This window comes from Anaerococcus sp. Marseille-P3625 (assembly GCF_900232825.1).
Taxonomy (GTDB): Bacteria; Bacillota; Clostridia; order Tissierellales; family Peptoniphilaceae; genus Anaerococcus.
Window position 1 is genome coordinate 303,934 of sequence record NZ_OCTP01000010.1, and the last position, 15,952, is coordinate 319,885.

Below are 15,952 nucleotides of genomic sequence, written 5' to 3' on the forward strand. Positions count from 1 at the left end.
AATTAAATGAACATACTAATAATTGGCTCAGGAGGTCGTGAACACGCTCTGGGTCTAAAGCTAGCATGTAAAGATAGGAATATCTTTTTTGCTCCAGGAAATGGCGGGACTTCTCAAATAGGAAAAAATATCGATATTAATGTAAATGAAATTGAAAAATTAGTGGATTTTGCCAAGAAAAATAATATTGATTACACAGTAGTTGGACCAGAAAATCCTTTGTGTGATGGTGTAGTTGACCAATTTGAGAAAAATGGTCTCAAAATATTTGGAGTTAACAAAGAAGCTTCCCAATTTGAAGCTTCTAAGGCTTACACCAAAGAGTTTTTAGAAAAATACAAAGTAAAAACAGCAGCATATTTAAAAACAGACGATATAGAAAAAGCTTTTGCTTTTGCAAGTGAACTTATAGAAAAAAATGGAAAAGTTGTCCTAAAAAGAGATGGACTTGCAGGAGGTAAGGGAGTTTATATCATTGACGATGAAGATGATTTAAAAGCAAGACTTGATGAGATATTTGCTCTTGATAAATTCCTTGTTATTGAAGAATTTATCGATGGTTTTGAAATGAGCCTACTTTGCCTTACAGATTCAAAAACCATAATTCCATTGCCAACAGCCAAAGATCATAAGAAAATTTTCGAAAGAGAAACAGGTCCTAATACTGGCGGTATGGGAACTTATGCTCCAAATGTTGAAGCTGAAGCTTTCAAAGATGAAATACAAAAAGAAATATTGCCTAAAATCATAGAAGGCTTTAGAAAAGAAAATATTGATTACAGAGGAGTTTTATTTATAGGATTTATGATAAACGAATCTGGCATATATGTTTTGGAATTTAATGTTAGATTTGGAGATCCTGAAACTCAAGTCGTTTTAGAATTAATCGATAATGATTTGTTAGACTTACTAATGGCAACATCTGAGGCTAAATTAGATGAAGTTAAGCTTAAAGTTAACGATAAGAAAGCTCTTTGCCTAGTTTTAGCTTCCAGTGGTTATCCAAATGCTTATGAAAAAAATAAAGAAATAACATTTGCAGATGGAATAAATTCAAAAATAATCCACGCAGGAACAAAAGAAGTTGATGGAAAAATCCTAACTTCTGGTGGAAGAGTTTTAAATATTGTTTATACTGCTGATAACTTTGATCAGGCGATAAAAGAAGTTTATCAAGATGCAGACAAGGTAAATTTTGAAGGCAAATATTATAGAAGAGATATCGGTCCTTCAGTAAAAAGAGTTTATGTTAGAAGAAAAGATCAGTTTGATTTCCAATCAAAAAATCTTAAAGAAAAAATAAAAAATACTCTAGGAATTGGCCTTTCAAATCTAAAAATCTACAAGATATATGACCTTGAAACAAGCGATGAAAATTTGAAAAAAATTCTAAAAACTGTCCTAGCAGAAGCTCCAGTTGATGAAATTTACGCTTTTGACCATGCTTTAAAATTGCAAGCAAATTTTGATAAGACAATAGTTAGCCAATATCTTCCAGGACAATTTAACCCAAGAGAACAAGGTGTAATCGATGCTAGTTCTTTAATAATCGATGACAAAAACTTTTTAGTAAAATCATCTACAGTCTATGAAATTACAGGCGTTTCTGATAAAGATTTAAAAGAAATTGAAAAATTCATTATAAATCCAGTTGATTCTCATAAGGTGAATTTACTTGGAATTCCAACAACTCTTAAAAGTAAAAATAAGAAGAATTTGGAAAATATATCTTATTTAGGATTTAAAGATTTTAACGAAGAAAAACTTAATGAGTTTTTAATGGATAATTCTTTGGCTATGAGCTTGGATGATTTAAAACTTGTTAGAGATTATTTTAAAAGTGAAAATCGCGATCCAAATGAAACTGAAATAAAAATTTTGGATACTTACTGGTCTGACCATTGCAGGCACACCACTTTTAACACATACTTGGATATTGAATTTGATACGGCAACTTTATTGGATGAGGCAATTAGAGATTCATTTGAAAAATATTTGCAAATGAGAAGAGTTTTGGACATCAAAAAGCCTATCAATCTTATGAGTTTTGGAACAATTCTTGCCAAATATATGAGAGCAAATGATAATTTTGCTGACCTTGAAGTTAGTAATGAAATAAACGCTTGTTCTGTTTTTACAAAAGTTAGAGTTGTTAAGGATGGTAAAGAAAGTCTTGAAGATTATCTTTTGATGTTTAAAAATGAAACTCACAACCATCCAACAGAAATCGAGCCTTTTGGTGGGGCATCAACTTGCTTGGGCGGAGCTATCAGAGATCCTCTTTCAGGCAGAGCTTATGTTTATCAAGCAATGAGATTAACAGGTGCTGGAAATATCAAAGAATCCTATGATAAAACCTTAGAAGGGAAACTCCCTCAAGCAAAAATTACCCACGAAGCAGCCTTAGGTTATTCTTCTTATGGAAATCAAATTGGTCTTGCAACAGGTCTTGTAGATGAATTTTATCATGAAGGTTACAAGGCAAAAAGACTTGAATGTGGAGCAGTAATAGCTGCTGCACCAGCTGAAAATGTCAAAAGGTTAGATCCAATACCAGGAGATATTGTTATACTAATCGGTGGCAAAACTGGTAGGGATGGAATTGGTGGAGCAACAGGTTCATCTAAATCTCACAAAATTAGCTCAATAAAAACTGAATCAGCTCAAGTACAAAAAGGGAATGCACCAGAAGAAAGAAAAATCCAAAGATTATTTAGAAGAAGCGAAGTAGCAAAACTTATCAAAAAATGTAACGACTTTGGAGCAGGTGGAGTATCCGTTGCCATTGGTGAATTAGCTGATGGAATTGATATTTACTTAGATAGAGTTCCACTAAAATACGAGGGGCTTAAACCTTTTGAAATTGCAATTTCAGAATCACAAGAAAGAATGGCAGTTGTAATAGATAGAAAAGACAAAGAATTATTTATGCAATATGCCAAAGAAGAAAACTTACAAGCAACAGAAGTTGCTACAATTACAGATAATAAAACAATGACCATGTATTATGAAGATACGGTTATTGCTAAGCTTTCTTATGATTTTATAAATACAGACGGAGCAGAAAGATTTGCAAAAGTTGATGTAGTAAGCGAAGATTTGCCAGAAGTTTTGGTAGAAAAAAATGAAGATCCTGAAAAATTCTACGAATTAGTAAAAACTCTTGATATATCTTCAAAGAGAAATCTTATAGAAATGTTTGACTCATCAATAGGAAGAAATACAGTTCTAAACCCATTAGGTGGAAAAAATCTACTAAATCCAGCTCAAGTTATGGCAGCAAGAATTCCAACAGAAGAAGGAATTTCAAAGACGGTTTCTCTAATGACTTATGGCTTTGACCCTAAATTATCTGAAGAAAGTCAATATTTAGGTGGTTATTATGCAGTTGTCGAATCCATTTCAAAATTAATAGCGGTTGGCTCTGATTTAGAGAAAATAAGATTATCTTTCCAAGAATTTTACGAAAAAATGGAAGATAGCAAAGCTTGGTCAAAACCATTAAAATCCCTATTAGGAGCCTTTGAGGTAAGTAATTACTTTGTAAGCCCACCAATTGGCGGCAAAGATAGCATGAGTGGTAGCTTTGAAAATATAAAAGTTCCACCTACATTAATTTCTTTTGCAGTAACAACTGAGGATGTTGAAAATATAATTACAAACGACCTAAAAGCTAAGGGCAAAATCGGCTTGGTAAAAACAAATTACAAAGCAGATGGAACTTTAGATTTAGGCGAATTAGAAAGTAATTATAAAAAACTTATAAAAGATATAAGAGAAGGTAATATTATCTCAGCCATAGCTCTTACTAGAAAGGGACTTTTGGCAGATATTTATGAGCAAGCTATTGGGAATACTGGCTTTGATATCAAATACGATAATTTATATAATCCAATGTTTGGATCTTTTGTTGTCGAATATAAAGACGATCGTGATTTTATAGAAAATATCGGAACTTTCACTGATGATATAATTGTAAATGGAGTTTCTTTAGATAAAGAAAAACTATACGATTCTTATATCCATAATTTAGATGAAGTTTTCCCAGCTTACGAAAATATCAAATATCAAAAACTTAATCCACAAAAAATTCAAAGAAAGCTAAAATCTGACAAGCCTTGCCAAAAGCCTCAAGCACTAATTTTAGCAGCTCCAGGAACTAACTGTGAATGGGATACAGCTAATGCTTTGAAAAATGCAGGGGCAAATACACAAATACTTGTATTTAGAAATCAAGACGAAGAAGAGATTAAAGATTCTATAGAAAAATTAGCAAAAGCTTTAGAAAAATCACAAATTTTTGTAATTCCTGGAGGTTTCTCTTTAGGAGATGAACCAGATGGTTCTGCAAAATTCTTAGCAAATATTCTAAGAAACGAAAAAGTTTCTAAGGCAATTAAGCATTTGTTAAATGAAAATGATGGTTTAATATTGGGAATTTGCAATGGCTTCCAAGCTCTTGTAAAAACTGGACTTTTGCCTTATGGAGAAATTAGAATCCCTGATGAAAATGACCCTACATTGACAAATAATACATCAACTCGCCATATAGCAACTTTTGTAAATACAAGAACTCTTACAAATAATAGCCCATGGACTCTTGGAACTGACTTAGATAAAACTTACAGAATTCCAATATCTCATGGTGAGGGAAGATTTATAGTAAGCGATGAGAAATTAAAAGATCTTTTAGCAAATGATCAAATATTTTCAGTATATGAAAATTCCCCAAATGGTTCCAATTACAATATCGAAGGAATAATTTCTAAAGACGGAAAAATTTTAGGTAGAATGGGTCATGCTGAAAGAATTGATGAAGATTTGTTTAAAAATGTTTACAATGTAAGCCGTGAACCAATCTTTGAAAATGCAGTGAAATATTTTAGAAAGGATAAGTAATGAAATTTTTAGGAGAAGGATTAACATTTGATGATGTCCTATTAGTACCAGGCCCATCAGAAGTTTTACCAAATGAAGTTGATACAACAACTTATTTGACAAAAAAAATCAAATTAAACATACCAATGATGTCAGCTGGTATGGATACAGTTACAGAATCTCAAATGGCAATTGCCATGGCAAGACAAGGTGGAATAGGAATAATTCACAAAAATATGCCAATAGCTGAACAAGCTAGACAAGTAGATGTGGTAAAAAGATCAGAACATGGAGTTATAACTGATCCATTTTACTTACATCCAGAAAATATTTTGCAAGATGCCCTAGATATTATGTCAAATTACAAGATTTCCGGTGTACCAATTGTAGATAAAGATATGTATCTAAAAGGTATACTAACAAACAGAGACGTTAGATTTCAAGATGATCCAAGCCGTGTAATTGATGAAATAATGACCAAAGAAAATTTAGTAGTTGGTTATGAAGGAATCAAAATGCAAGAAGCTATCAAACTTATGGAATCTGCAAAAGTAGAAAAACTTCCGATAGTTGATGAAGACAACAAATTAAAAGGACTAATTACAATCAAAGATATTGAAAAATCAAGACAATATCCGCAATCAGCAAGAGATGTTAACAATAGATTAGTAGTTGGAGCTGCAGTTGGAATCACAAATGATATGATGGAAAGAGTAGATGCTTTAGTTGAAGCAAAGGTTGATGTCATCACCTTAGATACTGCTCACGGTCATTCAAAAAACGTAATAACAGCTCTAAAAAAGATTAAAGCAAAATATCCAGATTTAGATGTAATAGCAGGCAATGTTGCAACAGCTGATGCAACTCGTGATTTAATAGAAGCTGGAGTAGATGCAGTAAAAGTTGGTATAGGACCTGGTTCAATTTGTACAACAAGAGTTGTAACTGGTATAGGCGTACCACAAATAACAGCAATTATAGATTGTGTTAACGAAGCTAATAAATACGGCATTCCAATAATAGCAGATGGTGGTATCAAATACTCAGGTGATATTACCAAAGCCCTAGCTTGTGGAGCAGCTGTAATCATGGCAGGTTCTCTATTTGCAGGAACAGAAGAATCTCCAGGAGAAACTATTGTATTTGAAGGTCGTCAATACAAAGAATATCGTGGAATGGGATCTCTAGCAGCAATGAAAGATGGATCTGGCGATAGATATTTCCAAACCAATACCAAAAAATTTGTTCCAGAAGGCGTTGAAGGACGAGTTGCTTACAAAGGTCCAGTTGGAGAAGTTGTTTACCAACTACTAGGTGGTCTAAAATCAGGTATGGGATATGTAGGAAGCAAAGATTTAGCAGAACTTTACGATAAAGCTAAATTTATAAGAATTTCTTCTGCATCACTAATAGAAAACCATCCACACAACATAACAATAACAAGAGAATCACCAAACTATTCTAAAAACTAGGAGGAAATAATGACAGATGTAAGAGTAATAATGGGTTCAGCTTCAGATGTTGAAGTAGCAAAAAAAGTTACCCAAATATTAAAGAAATTTGAAATTTCTTATGAAGTTTCTGTAATATCAGCTCATAGAGCCTTAAACATTTTAGAAGAAACCATAAAAAAAGACGATTGTAAAGTTTATATAGGAATTGCAGGAATGGCTGCTCATCTTGCAGGAGTTATGGCTGGTATGACAATAAAACCAGTTATAGGAATTCCTGTTGGTGGCTCAAATACAGCAGGTCTTGATGCTTTATTATCTATGGTACAAATGCCAAAAGGCGTTCCAGTTGCAACAGTAGCTATAAATGGTGGCAATAATGCTGCGCTTTTAGCTATACAAATTTTAGCCTTAGCTGATGAAAATTTGGCAGAAAAACTTATAGCTTACAAAAAAGAAATGCTAGATAAAGTTATAGAAGATGATAAAAATCTTGAGGAAATATAATGGCAAAGCTCACATATAAAGACGCTGGAGTTGATAAAGAAAAAGGCTACCAAGAAGTAGAACTTATAAAACAAATCGTCAAAAAAACTCATAGTGATGAAGTTTTGGCAGATATTGGTGGCTTTGCTGGTGCTTTTGCTCCAAATCTAACAGGAATAAAAAATCCCGTTTTACTTAGTGGAACAGATGGAGTTGGAACAAAAATAAAACTTGCCATGGATATGAATAAACACGATACAGTTGGAATTGACTGTGTTGCTATGTGTGTTAATGATATTCTTTGCCAAGGAGCAAGACCTCTGTTTTTCCTAGATTATATAGCAACAGGTAAATTAGACCCACATAAAATGGCAGATCTAGTAAGTGGAGTTGCTGAAGGTTGCAAACAATCAAATGCAGCTTTAATCGGTGGAGAAACTGCAGAAATGCCAGGAATCTATAAAGAAGATGATTATGACTTGGCAGGATTTGCAGTAGGACTTGCTGATAAGGATAAATTAATTACAGGAGAAAAATTAGAAGAAGGAGATATAGCAATAGGTCTATATTCTTCCGGAGTTCATAGCAATGGATTTTCACTTGTAAGAGCTTGTTTAGATCAAGCAGGTATATCACTTGATGATAAATTTGACGATGAAAAAACTATTGGAGAAAAACTTCTAACACCGACAAAAATTTATGCTAACGAAGTTAAAGAACTTACAGAAAATATAGAAGTAAAAGCAATAGCCCACATTACAGGTGGCGGACTTTACGAAAATGTTCCAAGAGTTCTAAAAGAAGATCAGGCGGTAGAATTTGACCTAAGAAATTTAGCTATAGATCCTATATTTGAAAAAATCCAACAATGGGGAAATATAGATACCGATGAAATGTATCATACATTTAATATGGGTATAGGAATGGTGATTTTCGTAGATCCAAAAGATTTAGAAAAAACTTTAAAAATTGTTGCTGACAAAGGTCAAAAAATAGGTAAAATTATAAAGGGCAAAAAAAATATAAAAATTAATTTATAGGAGATAATTATGGAAAAAGTATATACAGGTAAAACAAAAGACGTTTACAAATTAAATGATGAAGAATATTTATTAAAATTCAAAGATGACGTTACAGGAAGTGACGGAGTTTTTGATCCAGGTGCTAACACAGTTGGTCTTACTATGGAAGGAGCTGGTCATCAAGCTGTTGCAATGACAAAATTCTTCTATGAAAAGCTAAACGATAAAGGACTTACAACTCATTATGTATCAGCTGACCTTGATAAAAATGAAGCAGTAGTTAAAAAAGCTGAAGTTTTTGGTCACGGAGTAGAAGTTATTGTTAGATATTATGCAGTTGGTTCATTTATCAGAAGATATGGTGAATACATTGAAAATGGAACAAAAATCAAACCATATGTAGAAATCACACTAAAAGATGACGATAGAAATGACCCACTAATAACTAAAGATGCCCTAGCTTTACTAAACATCATGACAGAAGATGAATATGAACAATTAAAAGAATTAGCACTTAAAATTGGAGAATTTGTAAAAGAAGAATTAGCTAAAAAAGGACTTGACTTATACGATATCAAATTTGAATTTGGTAGAATAGAAGGTGGCAAAATTGCTCTTATAGATGAAATTTCTGGTGGAAACATGAGAGCTTACCAAGGCGATAAATATATCGAACCTCTAGAATTAGAAAAAATAATGTTAGGCTAAAATATATTAACTAGAATGGCTGCTAGAAATAGTAGTCATTTTTCTTTTTTAGTTTAATTTAATTTATATCAATTAATTTAAAGAAAAAGTTTAAGAGTTTTTTATATGAGAGTATAATATTATAGTAATTTAGAAAACTCTTAAGGAGGTTTTATGAAATATTTTGGAACAGATGGATTTAGGGGAGAAGCTAACAAAGGATTAAACGTCTATCATGCTTTTAAAATCGGTAGATTTTTGGGTGATTACTTCAAAACTGATAATGGATATAATGGTAAAATTGTAATTGGTAAAGATACAAGAAGATCTTCATATATGTTTGAAGATGCTTTATCAGCAGGTATCACATCATCAGGATCAAATGCACATTTATTGCACGTAACCACAACTCCATCAGTATCTTATATAGTTAGAAGTGAAAACTTTGATTGTGGAGTTATGATTACAGCAAGTCATAATCCTTTTTATGATAATGGTATAAAACTTATAAATTCCAAGGGCGAAAAAATGAAAGACGACTTTTTGGAAGAACTTGAAAAATATATAGACTCTGACATTGAAGATATAGATTTAGCCGTAGGAGAAAAAATAGGCAGAACTGTAGATTTTATCGGTGGTCGTAATAGATATATCGGATATCTAATTCAAACTGTAAATAAATCTTTTGAGGGGATTAAAGTTGGATTAGATTGTGCAAATGGTGCAAGCTTTACAATAGCAAAACCAGTTTACGATGCTCTTGGAGCAGATACTTATGTGATAAATGACAAACCAAATGGTTTTAATATCAATGTTGATTCTGGATCAACTCATATAAATGCCCTACAAAAATATGTTGTTGAAAATGGTCTTGATATTGGCTTTGCTTTTGATGGCGATGCTGATAGATGTATTGCAGTTGATTCTAAGGGAAATGTAGTTGATGGAGATAGTATAATATATATTTGCGCAAAATATATGAAAAATGAAGGCAAATTACCATCCAACACCGTTGCAACAACTATAATGAGCAATATTGGTCTTTACAAAGCTTTAGATCAAATTGGTATTTCTTATGTTAAGACAAAAGTTGGCGATAAATACGTTCATCAAGCAATGGAAGAAAATGATTATGAGATAGGTGGAGAACAATCCGGTCACATAATATTTAGAAAATACGCCAATACTGGTGATGGAATTTTGACTTCTCTAAGAGTGATGGAAGCAATGATAGACCAAAAAACTGATTTAAAATCCCTAACAAGAGATCTAAAAATTTATCCACAAGTTTTGGAAAATGTAAAAGTAAAAGATAAAGAAGAAACTTTATCAAACGAAAAAGTATGTCAAATGGTAGATAAAGTAAATAAAGAACTTGCTGATAGTGGTAGAGTTTTAGTAAGAGCTTCAGGAACAGAACCATTAATAAGAGTAATGGTTGAAGCAGAAAGCGATAACAAAGCAAAAGAATGTTGCCAAAAGATAATTGAATCCATGAAAGCTGAAAATTTGACCTTATAAAATAAATAAATTTATCTTGAAATAATGTTGACAAAGACGGCTATTCAAGGTATCATAATCACTTGTAGGAATTATCCGTATAAAAATAGGAGGTGTTTAAATGGCAGATAAAGTAAAATTGGAATGTACTGAATGCAAAAACAGAAATTACGACACTACTAAAAACAAAAAAACTAATCCAGAAAGATTAGAATTTAGAAAATATTGTCCATTCTGTAGAAAGCATACAATCCATAAAGAAACAAAATAGGAGCATATAATGGCTAAAAAAGAAGAAGGCTTTTTCTCAGCAGTTAATAAGGAAAGAAAAAAAATTCAATGGCCAGATAAAAAAACCACTCTTGAATATACAATAATTATTTTAATAATTAGTACTATCACAGGTGTGGCAATTTGGCTATTAGACCAATTATTTGCTTTCCTATTAGGATTTTTGATGTAGGTGAAAGATGCCAGAAACTTTCGATAGGAATGAATCCTTAGAAGAAAAAGCAAATGTAGTAGAAGATACTAATAATGTAGTAGAAGATACTAACAATGAAGAAAAAAATTCTTCTGATCAGGCAAAATGGTATGTAGTTCATACTTATACTGGCTATGAGAACAGAGTTTGCGATAAAATAAGATCAATGATCGATAACGAGCAAAACCCTGACATAGTTGATGTAACAGTTCCGACAGAAGAATATGTTGAAATGAAAAATGATCAGAAAAAAGTAAAAACAAGAAAGCTATTTCCAGGCTATGTAATGGTAAAGATGAATATAACTAACAAAAGTTGGTATATCATCAGAAATACTCAAGGAGTTACAGGTTTTGTAGGTCCTGATAGAAAACCAGTGCCTTTGACAAACGCTGAAGTAAGAAAATTCGGCGTTACAGATGAAAAGGTAGTTATAGACTTAGATGTAGCTATTGGTGATGATGTAAATATTATTGCAGGTCCATTTAAAGATTTTGTAGGCAAAGTTACAGAAATTGACAAAGAAAAGCAAACGATAAAAGCTTTTGTAGATATTTTTGGTAGAGATACATCAATCGATTTAGAATTTTCTGATATAGAAACAATCTAAAATTTTAGATAACTGTCAGAGAGTGGGAGGGAAATCCCCCGATATGACCACAAGGAGGTAAATTATGGCAGAAAAAGAAGTACAAGCAGTAGTCAAATTACAAGTACCAGCAGGAGCAGCATCTCCAGCACCACCAGTAGGTACAGCATTAGGTCCTCACGGAATCAATATCATGGACTTCGTGCAATCATTTAATTCAAAAACAGCCGACCAAGCTGGAATGATTATACCGGTAGTATTAACAGTATATACGGATAGAAGTTTTACATTCATTACAAAAACACCACCAGCACCAGTATTAATCAAAAAAGCTATCAACCTTAACAAGGGAAGTGGAGAACCAAACAAAAACAAAGTTGGTAAAATCACTCGTGCACAATTAGAAGAAATTGCTAATACAAAAATGCAAGATCTTAACGCTGCAAGCTTAGAAGCAGCAGTAAGCATGATAGCAGGAACAGCTAGAAGTATGGGAGTCACAGTAGAAGACTAGTGGGAGAGTTAACTCGATAACCACTAAGGAGGAATTAAATGGCAAAAAGAGGAAAAAAATATTTAGAATCAAAAAAATCATATGATTCAACAAAAGAATATGAGCTTGATCAAGCTTTAGAGATAGTAGAAAATGTTGCTAAGGCAAAATTTGATGAAACAGTAGAACTTCACGTTAAACTAGGTGTTGATAGCCGTCATGCTGATCAACAAGTAAGAGGTACAATTGTACTTCCACATGGAACAGGAAAAGAACAAAAAATTCTTGCATTTGTAAAAGAGGACCGCATAGATGAAGCTCTTAATGCAGGCGCTGATTATGCAGGTGGAGAAGAATTAGCAGAAAAAATTCAAAAAGAAAACTGGTTAGATTTTGATGTTGTAATTGCAACACCTGATATGATGGCAACAGTTGGTAAGTTAGGTAGAGTTCTTGGACCACAAGGATTAATGCCAAACCCAAAAACTGGAACAGTAACAATGGATGTTAAACAAGCAATTTCTGAAATCAAAGCTGGTAAAGTTGAGTATAGAACAGATAAAGCTAACTTAATACATGTTCCAACAGGAAAAGTATCTTTCGGAAAAGAAAAATTAAGCGAAAATATCAGAGCTCTTATATCAGCTATAGTTAAAGCAAAACCTGCTGCTGCAAAAGGTAAATATATTAGATCAATTACTCTAGCAAGCACCATGGGTCCTGGAGTAAAACTATCTGCTCAAAGAGCAATGGACCTAGTAGAAAAATAATATTTGCAAAAATAATAAATTGTGATATAATATCATAGTCAAATAAACAGGCTACCAAAGACTACGCAGACCTAACAGTTTAATAATTGCGTATAGGTGGGAAAAATTACTTACAATCCCCACCATTGTAAGCATAGTTACTATGCTTAGAAAGTGGGGTTTTTTAATACCTACCAAAAGCCTTTAGGAGGTGAAAAAGTGAGCGAAAAAGCTATAGCAGCTAAACAAGAAGTTGTTAATGAGATTAAAGAAAAAATTGAAAACGCAAAATCAATAACAATAGTTGGTTTTGACAAAATGGACGTTGAAGAAATAACAGATCTTCGTAGCAAATTCAGACAAGGAAACTCAGAGTACAAAGTATACAAAAATACAATGATGAGATTTGCTTTCCAAGAATTAGGTTTTGACGAATTGACAAAAGAACTTAAAGGTTCAAATGCAATAATTTTCTCAAATGAAGATTCTGTTACAGGTCCAAAAGTTGCAGTAGATTATACTAAAGAAGGAGATCTTCAAAAAGAAAAGCTTCTAATAAAAGCAGGTTTAGTAGACGGTGTTGTCCAATCTAGTGACCAAATGATTGCAATAGCATCATTACCAAACAAAGAAACACTTTACTCAATGCTTGCAAATGTAACACAAGCACCAATTAGAGCTCTTGCAGGAGATCTTAACAACACAATTGCAAAAATTGCTCTTGCACTTGATGCAGTACGTGCTAAAAAAGAAGAAAGTGAACAAGCAGCTTAATATTTATAAATTAAGAAATTTAAGCATAAATTAAACATTATAAAAAAACAAATTAATTAAGGAGAATAAAATGGCAAGTGAAAAAGTAACACAAATATTAGACGAAATTAAAGAATTAACAGTATTAGAACTATCAGATCTAGTTCATGCAATTGAAGAAGAATTTGACGTAACAGCTCAAGCAGCAGTAGTTGCAGCAGCACCAGCTGCAGCAGGTGGAGCAGAAGCAGCAGCTGCAGAAAAAACAGAATTTGACGTAGTTTTAAAATCAGCTGGACAAGGAAAAATCAATGTAATTAAAGTTGTTAAAGATGCAGCAGGTTTAGGACTAAAAGAAGCTAAAGCATTAGTTGATGGTGCTCCAGCAAACGTACTTGAAAAAGTATCAAAAGACGAAGCAGAAGCTCTAAAAGCTAAATTAGAAGAAGCTGGCGCTGAAGTAGAATTAGCATAGTAATAAAAATATTGAGTCCCTATTGGGACTCTTTTTTTCTACAAAAAAATAGCTTGCAACAAAAATTGCAAAGCTATAATTTTAATTAATATTTTCAAAAAATACCATTGAATTATTAATATCGTGGTATTTGTAGCCTAAATCAAAAGCTTCTTTTCTTTGAGAAGATGAACCATGAGTAAAGGTGTCAACATTTACATTCCTTCCACTCATTTCTTGGATTCTATCATCACCTATAGATGCTGCAGCATCCATAGCTTCTTCAATATCGCCTGGATCAAGATAGCCTTTTTGTTCTACATAATATGCAAATAAGCCTCCAAAATAATCAGCTTGAAGCTCTTGAGCAACAGAATATTTGTTATATTCTTTAGTCGGTAAAGTTTGTCTAAGTTTACTAGTTTTCTCTAAAATCCCCAATTGGTTTTGTACATGATGGCCAACTTCGTGAGCTAAAACATAAGCAAAAGCAAAGTCTCCACCGGCACCAAATTGATTTTTCAACTGCCTATAAAAATCAACATCAATATAAATACTTTCATCAATTGGGCAATAAAATGGCCCCATATCAGAACTTGCAACTCCACAAGCAGATCTAGTTGATTCTTCGAACAAAACCATTGTAGGTTCAACATATTCAGCATTCATCTCTTCAAACTTTGCATGCCAAACATCTTCAGTATCCTTAAGCACAACAGAGAGAAAATCTTCTAATGTATCCCTTGCATTAGCTTGATCAGTGCTTTGATTTTGATATTGCTTAGGATTATCCATATTCTGATTATTAGAATTATTAATATCAGATCCAATTCCAGAAAGTCCCTTTAGCAAAAACATTATTATAAAAATGAAAATAATGGAGCCTAAACCACCTTTTCCACCTCTAGGAATAAAAATCGGTCCAGAACGTCTAGGTGAGCCACCAAAACCACTATTTGCTTTCGAACCTTTTCTAACATTTGAACTTCTCTGCCTATCTTGCCATTTCATAATGCACTCCATAAAATTAAAATAATTATATATATTATATACCCAATTCATTCAAAAAGAACTACGCATAGAAATTTCTTGATATTAAAAATTATTTGCTAGTTAAAGGGTATAATATTATTGGGATTAATAATACTTTTCCTATTCTAAATACCACTTACAAAGGTATCAACATTTTAGTCAAAAATTCTGATGGATATATCTTCGAATTACAAATCCACACTTATCAAAGCTTACAAATCAAAGAACAAAATCATAAACTATATGAAAATTCAAGGTTGGCAAGCACATCAACATATGAAAAAATAAAAATAAATGGAATTATGAGAAAAAATTCAAATAAAATCATCATTCCGTCAAATATTAATGCGATAAAAAAATAAGGTGATGCAAAATGAGTAAATATAATTATCATATATCAAAAGAATTAAATAATCTTATAATAAGAGAAGGTGAAAACCTACCAATACAAAGATATGATTCAACTAAAAAAGATTGGATAACTGATTGGGATATGCTTGCTATTTATACAGGTAGTATAATGGCTACTCCTATCTCTAAGGAAGAGGTAAGTAAATTATTAAAAATAGGGATTGATTTACTATGATTAACTACATTAAAGCCTTTATCATAATGTTAAAAGCTCATTGGAAACAAAGAGATAAAGGCAATCACTTATATATATTTCACCCGATAAGAGTATCAAGAAAGTGTAAAAGCAAAAGTGCTAAATTAGTAGCTTTACTTCATGATGTTATAGAAGATAATCCTAATTACAGTATTGGAGATTTTGACTTCTTAAATGAAGAAGAGAAAAATGCTTTAGAATTATTAACACATAATGAAGATGTCGCTTATTTTGAATATATAAATGAGATAAAAAATGATGAAATTGCTAGAGATGTCAAGCTTTCAGATTTGAAAGATAATTCCAATCTAAAACGATTATCAAATATTACAGATAAAGATTTAAAAAGAGTCGAAAAATACAAATTAGCAGAAAATATTTTGTTGTCAGAACAATAAAGTATTGTTAATGTAAGTCGAAGAGCAACAGAATTTGCAAAAAACTTTGATGAAACAAGAGTATACGAAAATATAGACAAGCCGACTTTAATAGCAGAAAGTGGGAATGGTAAGCTTTAAAAGCTTTAGTAGTAGTTGAAGAAAACTAAGGATAAATATGATAAAATATTGCTTTTATTTTTTAAAAAAAGTCCTAAACTCAAAGAATTCAAACTTGAAATCCGATTCTTTGGTCTAAGACTAAAAATCAAAATAGTTAGGGATTAAGCCCCTAGCTTTTGATACAATTATACTAATTTATTTATGAAAATCAATGTAGATGTATCTTGGGAAAAACCAAGCAAAAAGGAAGTTATTGAATCTTTAGCT

At 32.1% G+C, this 15,952-nt stretch carries 17 protein-coding genes; 16 read left to right on the top strand and 1 reads right to left on the bottom strand.

Features of this window, described 5'->3' with window-relative positions; translation table 11 throughout:
- Positions 1 to 6 precede the first annotated feature (6 nt).
- From CS884_RS02740 to rplL, 13 genes are all read left to right on the top strand, one after another.
- Complete coding sequence (locus CS884_RS02740) at positions 7 to 4,899, top strand: phosphoribosylformylglycinamidine synthase (RefSeq protein WP_099320541.1); 4,893 nt, start codon at positions 7 to 9, stop codon at positions 4,897 to 4,899.
- Positions 4,899 to 6,350 carry an IMP dehydrogenase gene (gene guaB, locus CS884_RS02745; protein ID WP_099320542.1) on the top strand — a complete coding sequence of 484 codons (1,452 nt, stop codon included), beginning with the start codon at positions 4,899 to 4,901 and terminating at the stop codon, positions 6,348 to 6,350. Before CS884_RS02740 ends, guaB begins: the two co-directional genes overlap by 1 nt.
- 9 nt (positions 6,351 to 6,359) lie before the next feature.
- Positions 6,360 to 6,836, top strand: a complete 477-nt coding sequence (purE, locus tag CS884_RS02750; protein ID WP_099320543.1) for a 5-(carboxyamino)imidazole ribonucleotide mutase — start codon at positions 6,360 to 6,362, stop codon at positions 6,834 to 6,836.
- Positions 6,836 to 7,855 (top strand): phosphoribosylformylglycinamidine cyclo-ligase, encoded by a 1,020-nt coding sequence (gene purM, locus CS884_RS02755; protein ID WP_099320544.1) that lies wholly within the window; start codon positions 6,836 to 6,838, stop codon positions 7,853 to 7,855. The genes purE and purM overlap by 1 nt, the downstream gene beginning before the upstream one ends.
- A gap of 9 nt (positions 7,856 to 7,864) precedes the next feature.
- On the top strand, positions 7,865 to 8,545 hold the full coding sequence (locus CS884_RS02760) for a phosphoribosylaminoimidazolesuccinocarboxamide synthase (protein WP_099320545.1): 681 nt from the start codon (positions 7,865 to 7,867) through the stop codon (positions 8,543 to 8,545).
- A gap of 153 nt (positions 8,546 to 8,698) precedes the next feature.
- Positions 8,699 to 10,045: a phosphoglucosamine mutase gene (gene glmM, locus CS884_RS02765; RefSeq protein ID WP_099320546.1), complete on the top strand. Its 1,347-nt coding sequence runs from the start codon at positions 8,699 to 8,701 to the stop codon at positions 10,043 to 10,045.
- A gap of 100 nt (positions 10,046 to 10,145) precedes the next feature.
- A complete protein-coding gene (rpmG, locus tag CS884_RS02770; RefSeq protein ID WP_099320547.1) occupies positions 10,146 to 10,295 on the top strand; it encodes a 50S ribosomal protein L33 in 150 nt (49 codons plus the stop codon).
- Between the two features lie 9 nt (positions 10,296 to 10,304).
- Positions 10,305 to 10,487, top strand: coding sequence for a preprotein translocase subunit SecE (secE, locus tag CS884_RS02775; protein ID WP_099320548.1), 183 nt, complete (start codon positions 10,305 to 10,307; stop codon positions 10,485 to 10,487).
- Positions 10,488 to 10,494: 7 nt separating this feature from the next.
- On the top strand, positions 10,495 to 11,118 hold the full coding sequence (gene nusG / locus CS884_RS02780) for a transcription termination/antitermination protein NusG (RefSeq protein WP_099320549.1): 624 nt from the start codon (positions 10,495 to 10,497) through the stop codon (positions 11,116 to 11,118).
- A 64-nt stretch (positions 11,119 to 11,182) separates the two neighbouring features.
- Positions 11,183 to 11,611, top strand: coding sequence for a 50S ribosomal protein L11 (gene rplK / locus CS884_RS02785; protein ID WP_099320550.1), 429 nt, complete (start codon positions 11,183 to 11,185; stop codon positions 11,609 to 11,611).
- Between the two features lie 38 nt (positions 11,612 to 11,649).
- Positions 11,650 to 12,360: a 50S ribosomal protein L1 gene (rplA, locus tag CS884_RS02790; RefSeq protein ID WP_099320551.1), complete on the top strand. Its 711-nt coding sequence runs from the start codon at positions 11,650 to 11,652 to the stop codon at positions 12,358 to 12,360.
- Positions 12,361 to 12,558: 198 nt separating this feature from the next.
- Complete coding sequence (gene rplJ / locus CS884_RS02795) at positions 12,559 to 13,113, top strand: 50S ribosomal protein L10 (RefSeq protein WP_099320552.1); 555 nt, start codon at positions 12,559 to 12,561, stop codon at positions 13,111 to 13,113.
- Between the two features lie 70 nt (positions 13,114 to 13,183).
- Positions 13,184 to 13,567: a 50S ribosomal protein L7/L12 gene (rplL, locus tag CS884_RS02800; RefSeq protein ID WP_099320553.1), complete on the top strand. Its 384-nt coding sequence runs from the start codon at positions 13,184 to 13,186 to the stop codon at positions 13,565 to 13,567.
- Between the two features lie 81 nt (positions 13,568 to 13,648).
- Here rplL and CS884_RS02805 read toward each other — a convergent pair whose 3' ends face one another.
- Positions 13,649 to 14,557: a neutral zinc metallopeptidase gene (locus CS884_RS02805; protein WP_099320554.1), complete on the bottom strand. Its 909-nt coding sequence runs from the start codon at positions 14,555 to 14,557 to the stop codon at positions 13,649 to 13,651.
- Between the two features lie 95 nt (positions 14,558 to 14,652).
- Here CS884_RS02805 and CS884_RS10495 point away from each other — a divergent pair, with 95 nt between their 5' ends.
- The 3 genes from CS884_RS10495 to CS884_RS02815 are packed head-to-tail and all read left to right on the top strand — an operon-like array spanning position 14,653 to position 15,583.
- Positions 14,653 to 14,940 carry a hypothetical protein gene (locus CS884_RS10495; RefSeq protein WP_143434406.1) on the top strand — a complete coding sequence of 96 codons (288 nt, stop codon included), beginning with the start codon at positions 14,653 to 14,655 and terminating at the stop codon, positions 14,938 to 14,940.
- 11 nt (positions 14,941 to 14,951) lie between these two features.
- Positions 14,952 to 15,164 (top strand): hypothetical protein, encoded by a 213-nt coding sequence (locus CS884_RS02810; protein ID WP_099320555.1) that lies wholly within the window; start codon positions 14,952 to 14,954, stop codon positions 15,162 to 15,164.
- Positions 15,161 to 15,583: a GTP pyrophosphokinase gene (locus CS884_RS02815; RefSeq protein WP_099320556.1), complete on the top strand. Its 423-nt coding sequence runs from the start codon at positions 15,161 to 15,163 to the stop codon at positions 15,581 to 15,583. The genes CS884_RS02810 and CS884_RS02815 overlap by 4 nt, the downstream gene beginning before the upstream one ends.
- The last annotated feature ends 369 nt before the right edge of the window (positions 15,584 to 15,952 follow it).

Coding starts and splice junctions, on each gene's coding strand:
- CS884_RS02740 (WP_099320541.1), top strand. CDS start 7: ATGAACATACTAATAATTGGCTCAGGAGGTCGTGAACACGCTCTGGGT.
- guaB (WP_099320542.1), top strand. CDS start 4,899: ATGAAATTTTTAGGAGAAGGATTAACATTTGATGATGTCCTATTAGTA.
- purE (WP_099320543.1), top strand. CDS start 6,360: ATGACAGATGTAAGAGTAATAATGGGTTCAGCTTCAGATGTTGAAGTA.
- purM (WP_099320544.1), top strand. CDS start 6,836: ATGGCAAAGCTCACATATAAAGACGCTGGAGTTGATAAAGAAAAAGGC.
- CS884_RS02760 (WP_099320545.1), top strand. CDS start 7,865: ATGGAAAAAGTATATACAGGTAAAACAAAAGACGTTTACAAATTAAAT.
- glmM (WP_099320546.1), top strand. CDS start 8,699: ATGAAATATTTTGGAACAGATGGATTTAGGGGAGAAGCTAACAAAGGA.
- rpmG (WP_099320547.1), top strand. CDS start 10,146: ATGGCAGATAAAGTAAAATTGGAATGTACTGAATGCAAAAACAGAAAT.
- secE (WP_099320548.1), top strand. CDS start 10,305: ATGGCTAAAAAAGAAGAAGGCTTTTTCTCAGCAGTTAATAAGGAAAGA.
- nusG (WP_099320549.1), top strand. CDS start 10,495: ATGCCAGAAACTTTCGATAGGAATGAATCCTTAGAAGAAAAAGCAAAT.
- rplK (WP_099320550.1), top strand. CDS start 11,183: ATGGCAGAAAAAGAAGTACAAGCAGTAGTCAAATTACAAGTACCAGCA.
- rplA (WP_099320551.1), top strand. CDS start 11,650: ATGGCAAAAAGAGGAAAAAAATATTTAGAATCAAAAAAATCATATGAT.
- rplL (WP_099320553.1), top strand. CDS start 13,184: ATGGCAAGTGAAAAAGTAACACAAATATTAGACGAAATTAAAGAATTA.
- CS884_RS02805 (WP_099320554.1), bottom strand. CDS start 14,557: ATGAAATGGCAAGATAGGCAGAGAAGTTCAAATGTTAGAAAAGGTTCG.
- CS884_RS02810 (WP_099320555.1), top strand. CDS start 14,952: ATGAGTAAATATAATTATCATATATCAAAAGAATTAAATAATCTTATA.
- CS884_RS02815 (WP_099320556.1), top strand. CDS start 15,161: ATGATTAACTACATTAAAGCCTTTATCATAATGTTAAAAGCTCATTGG.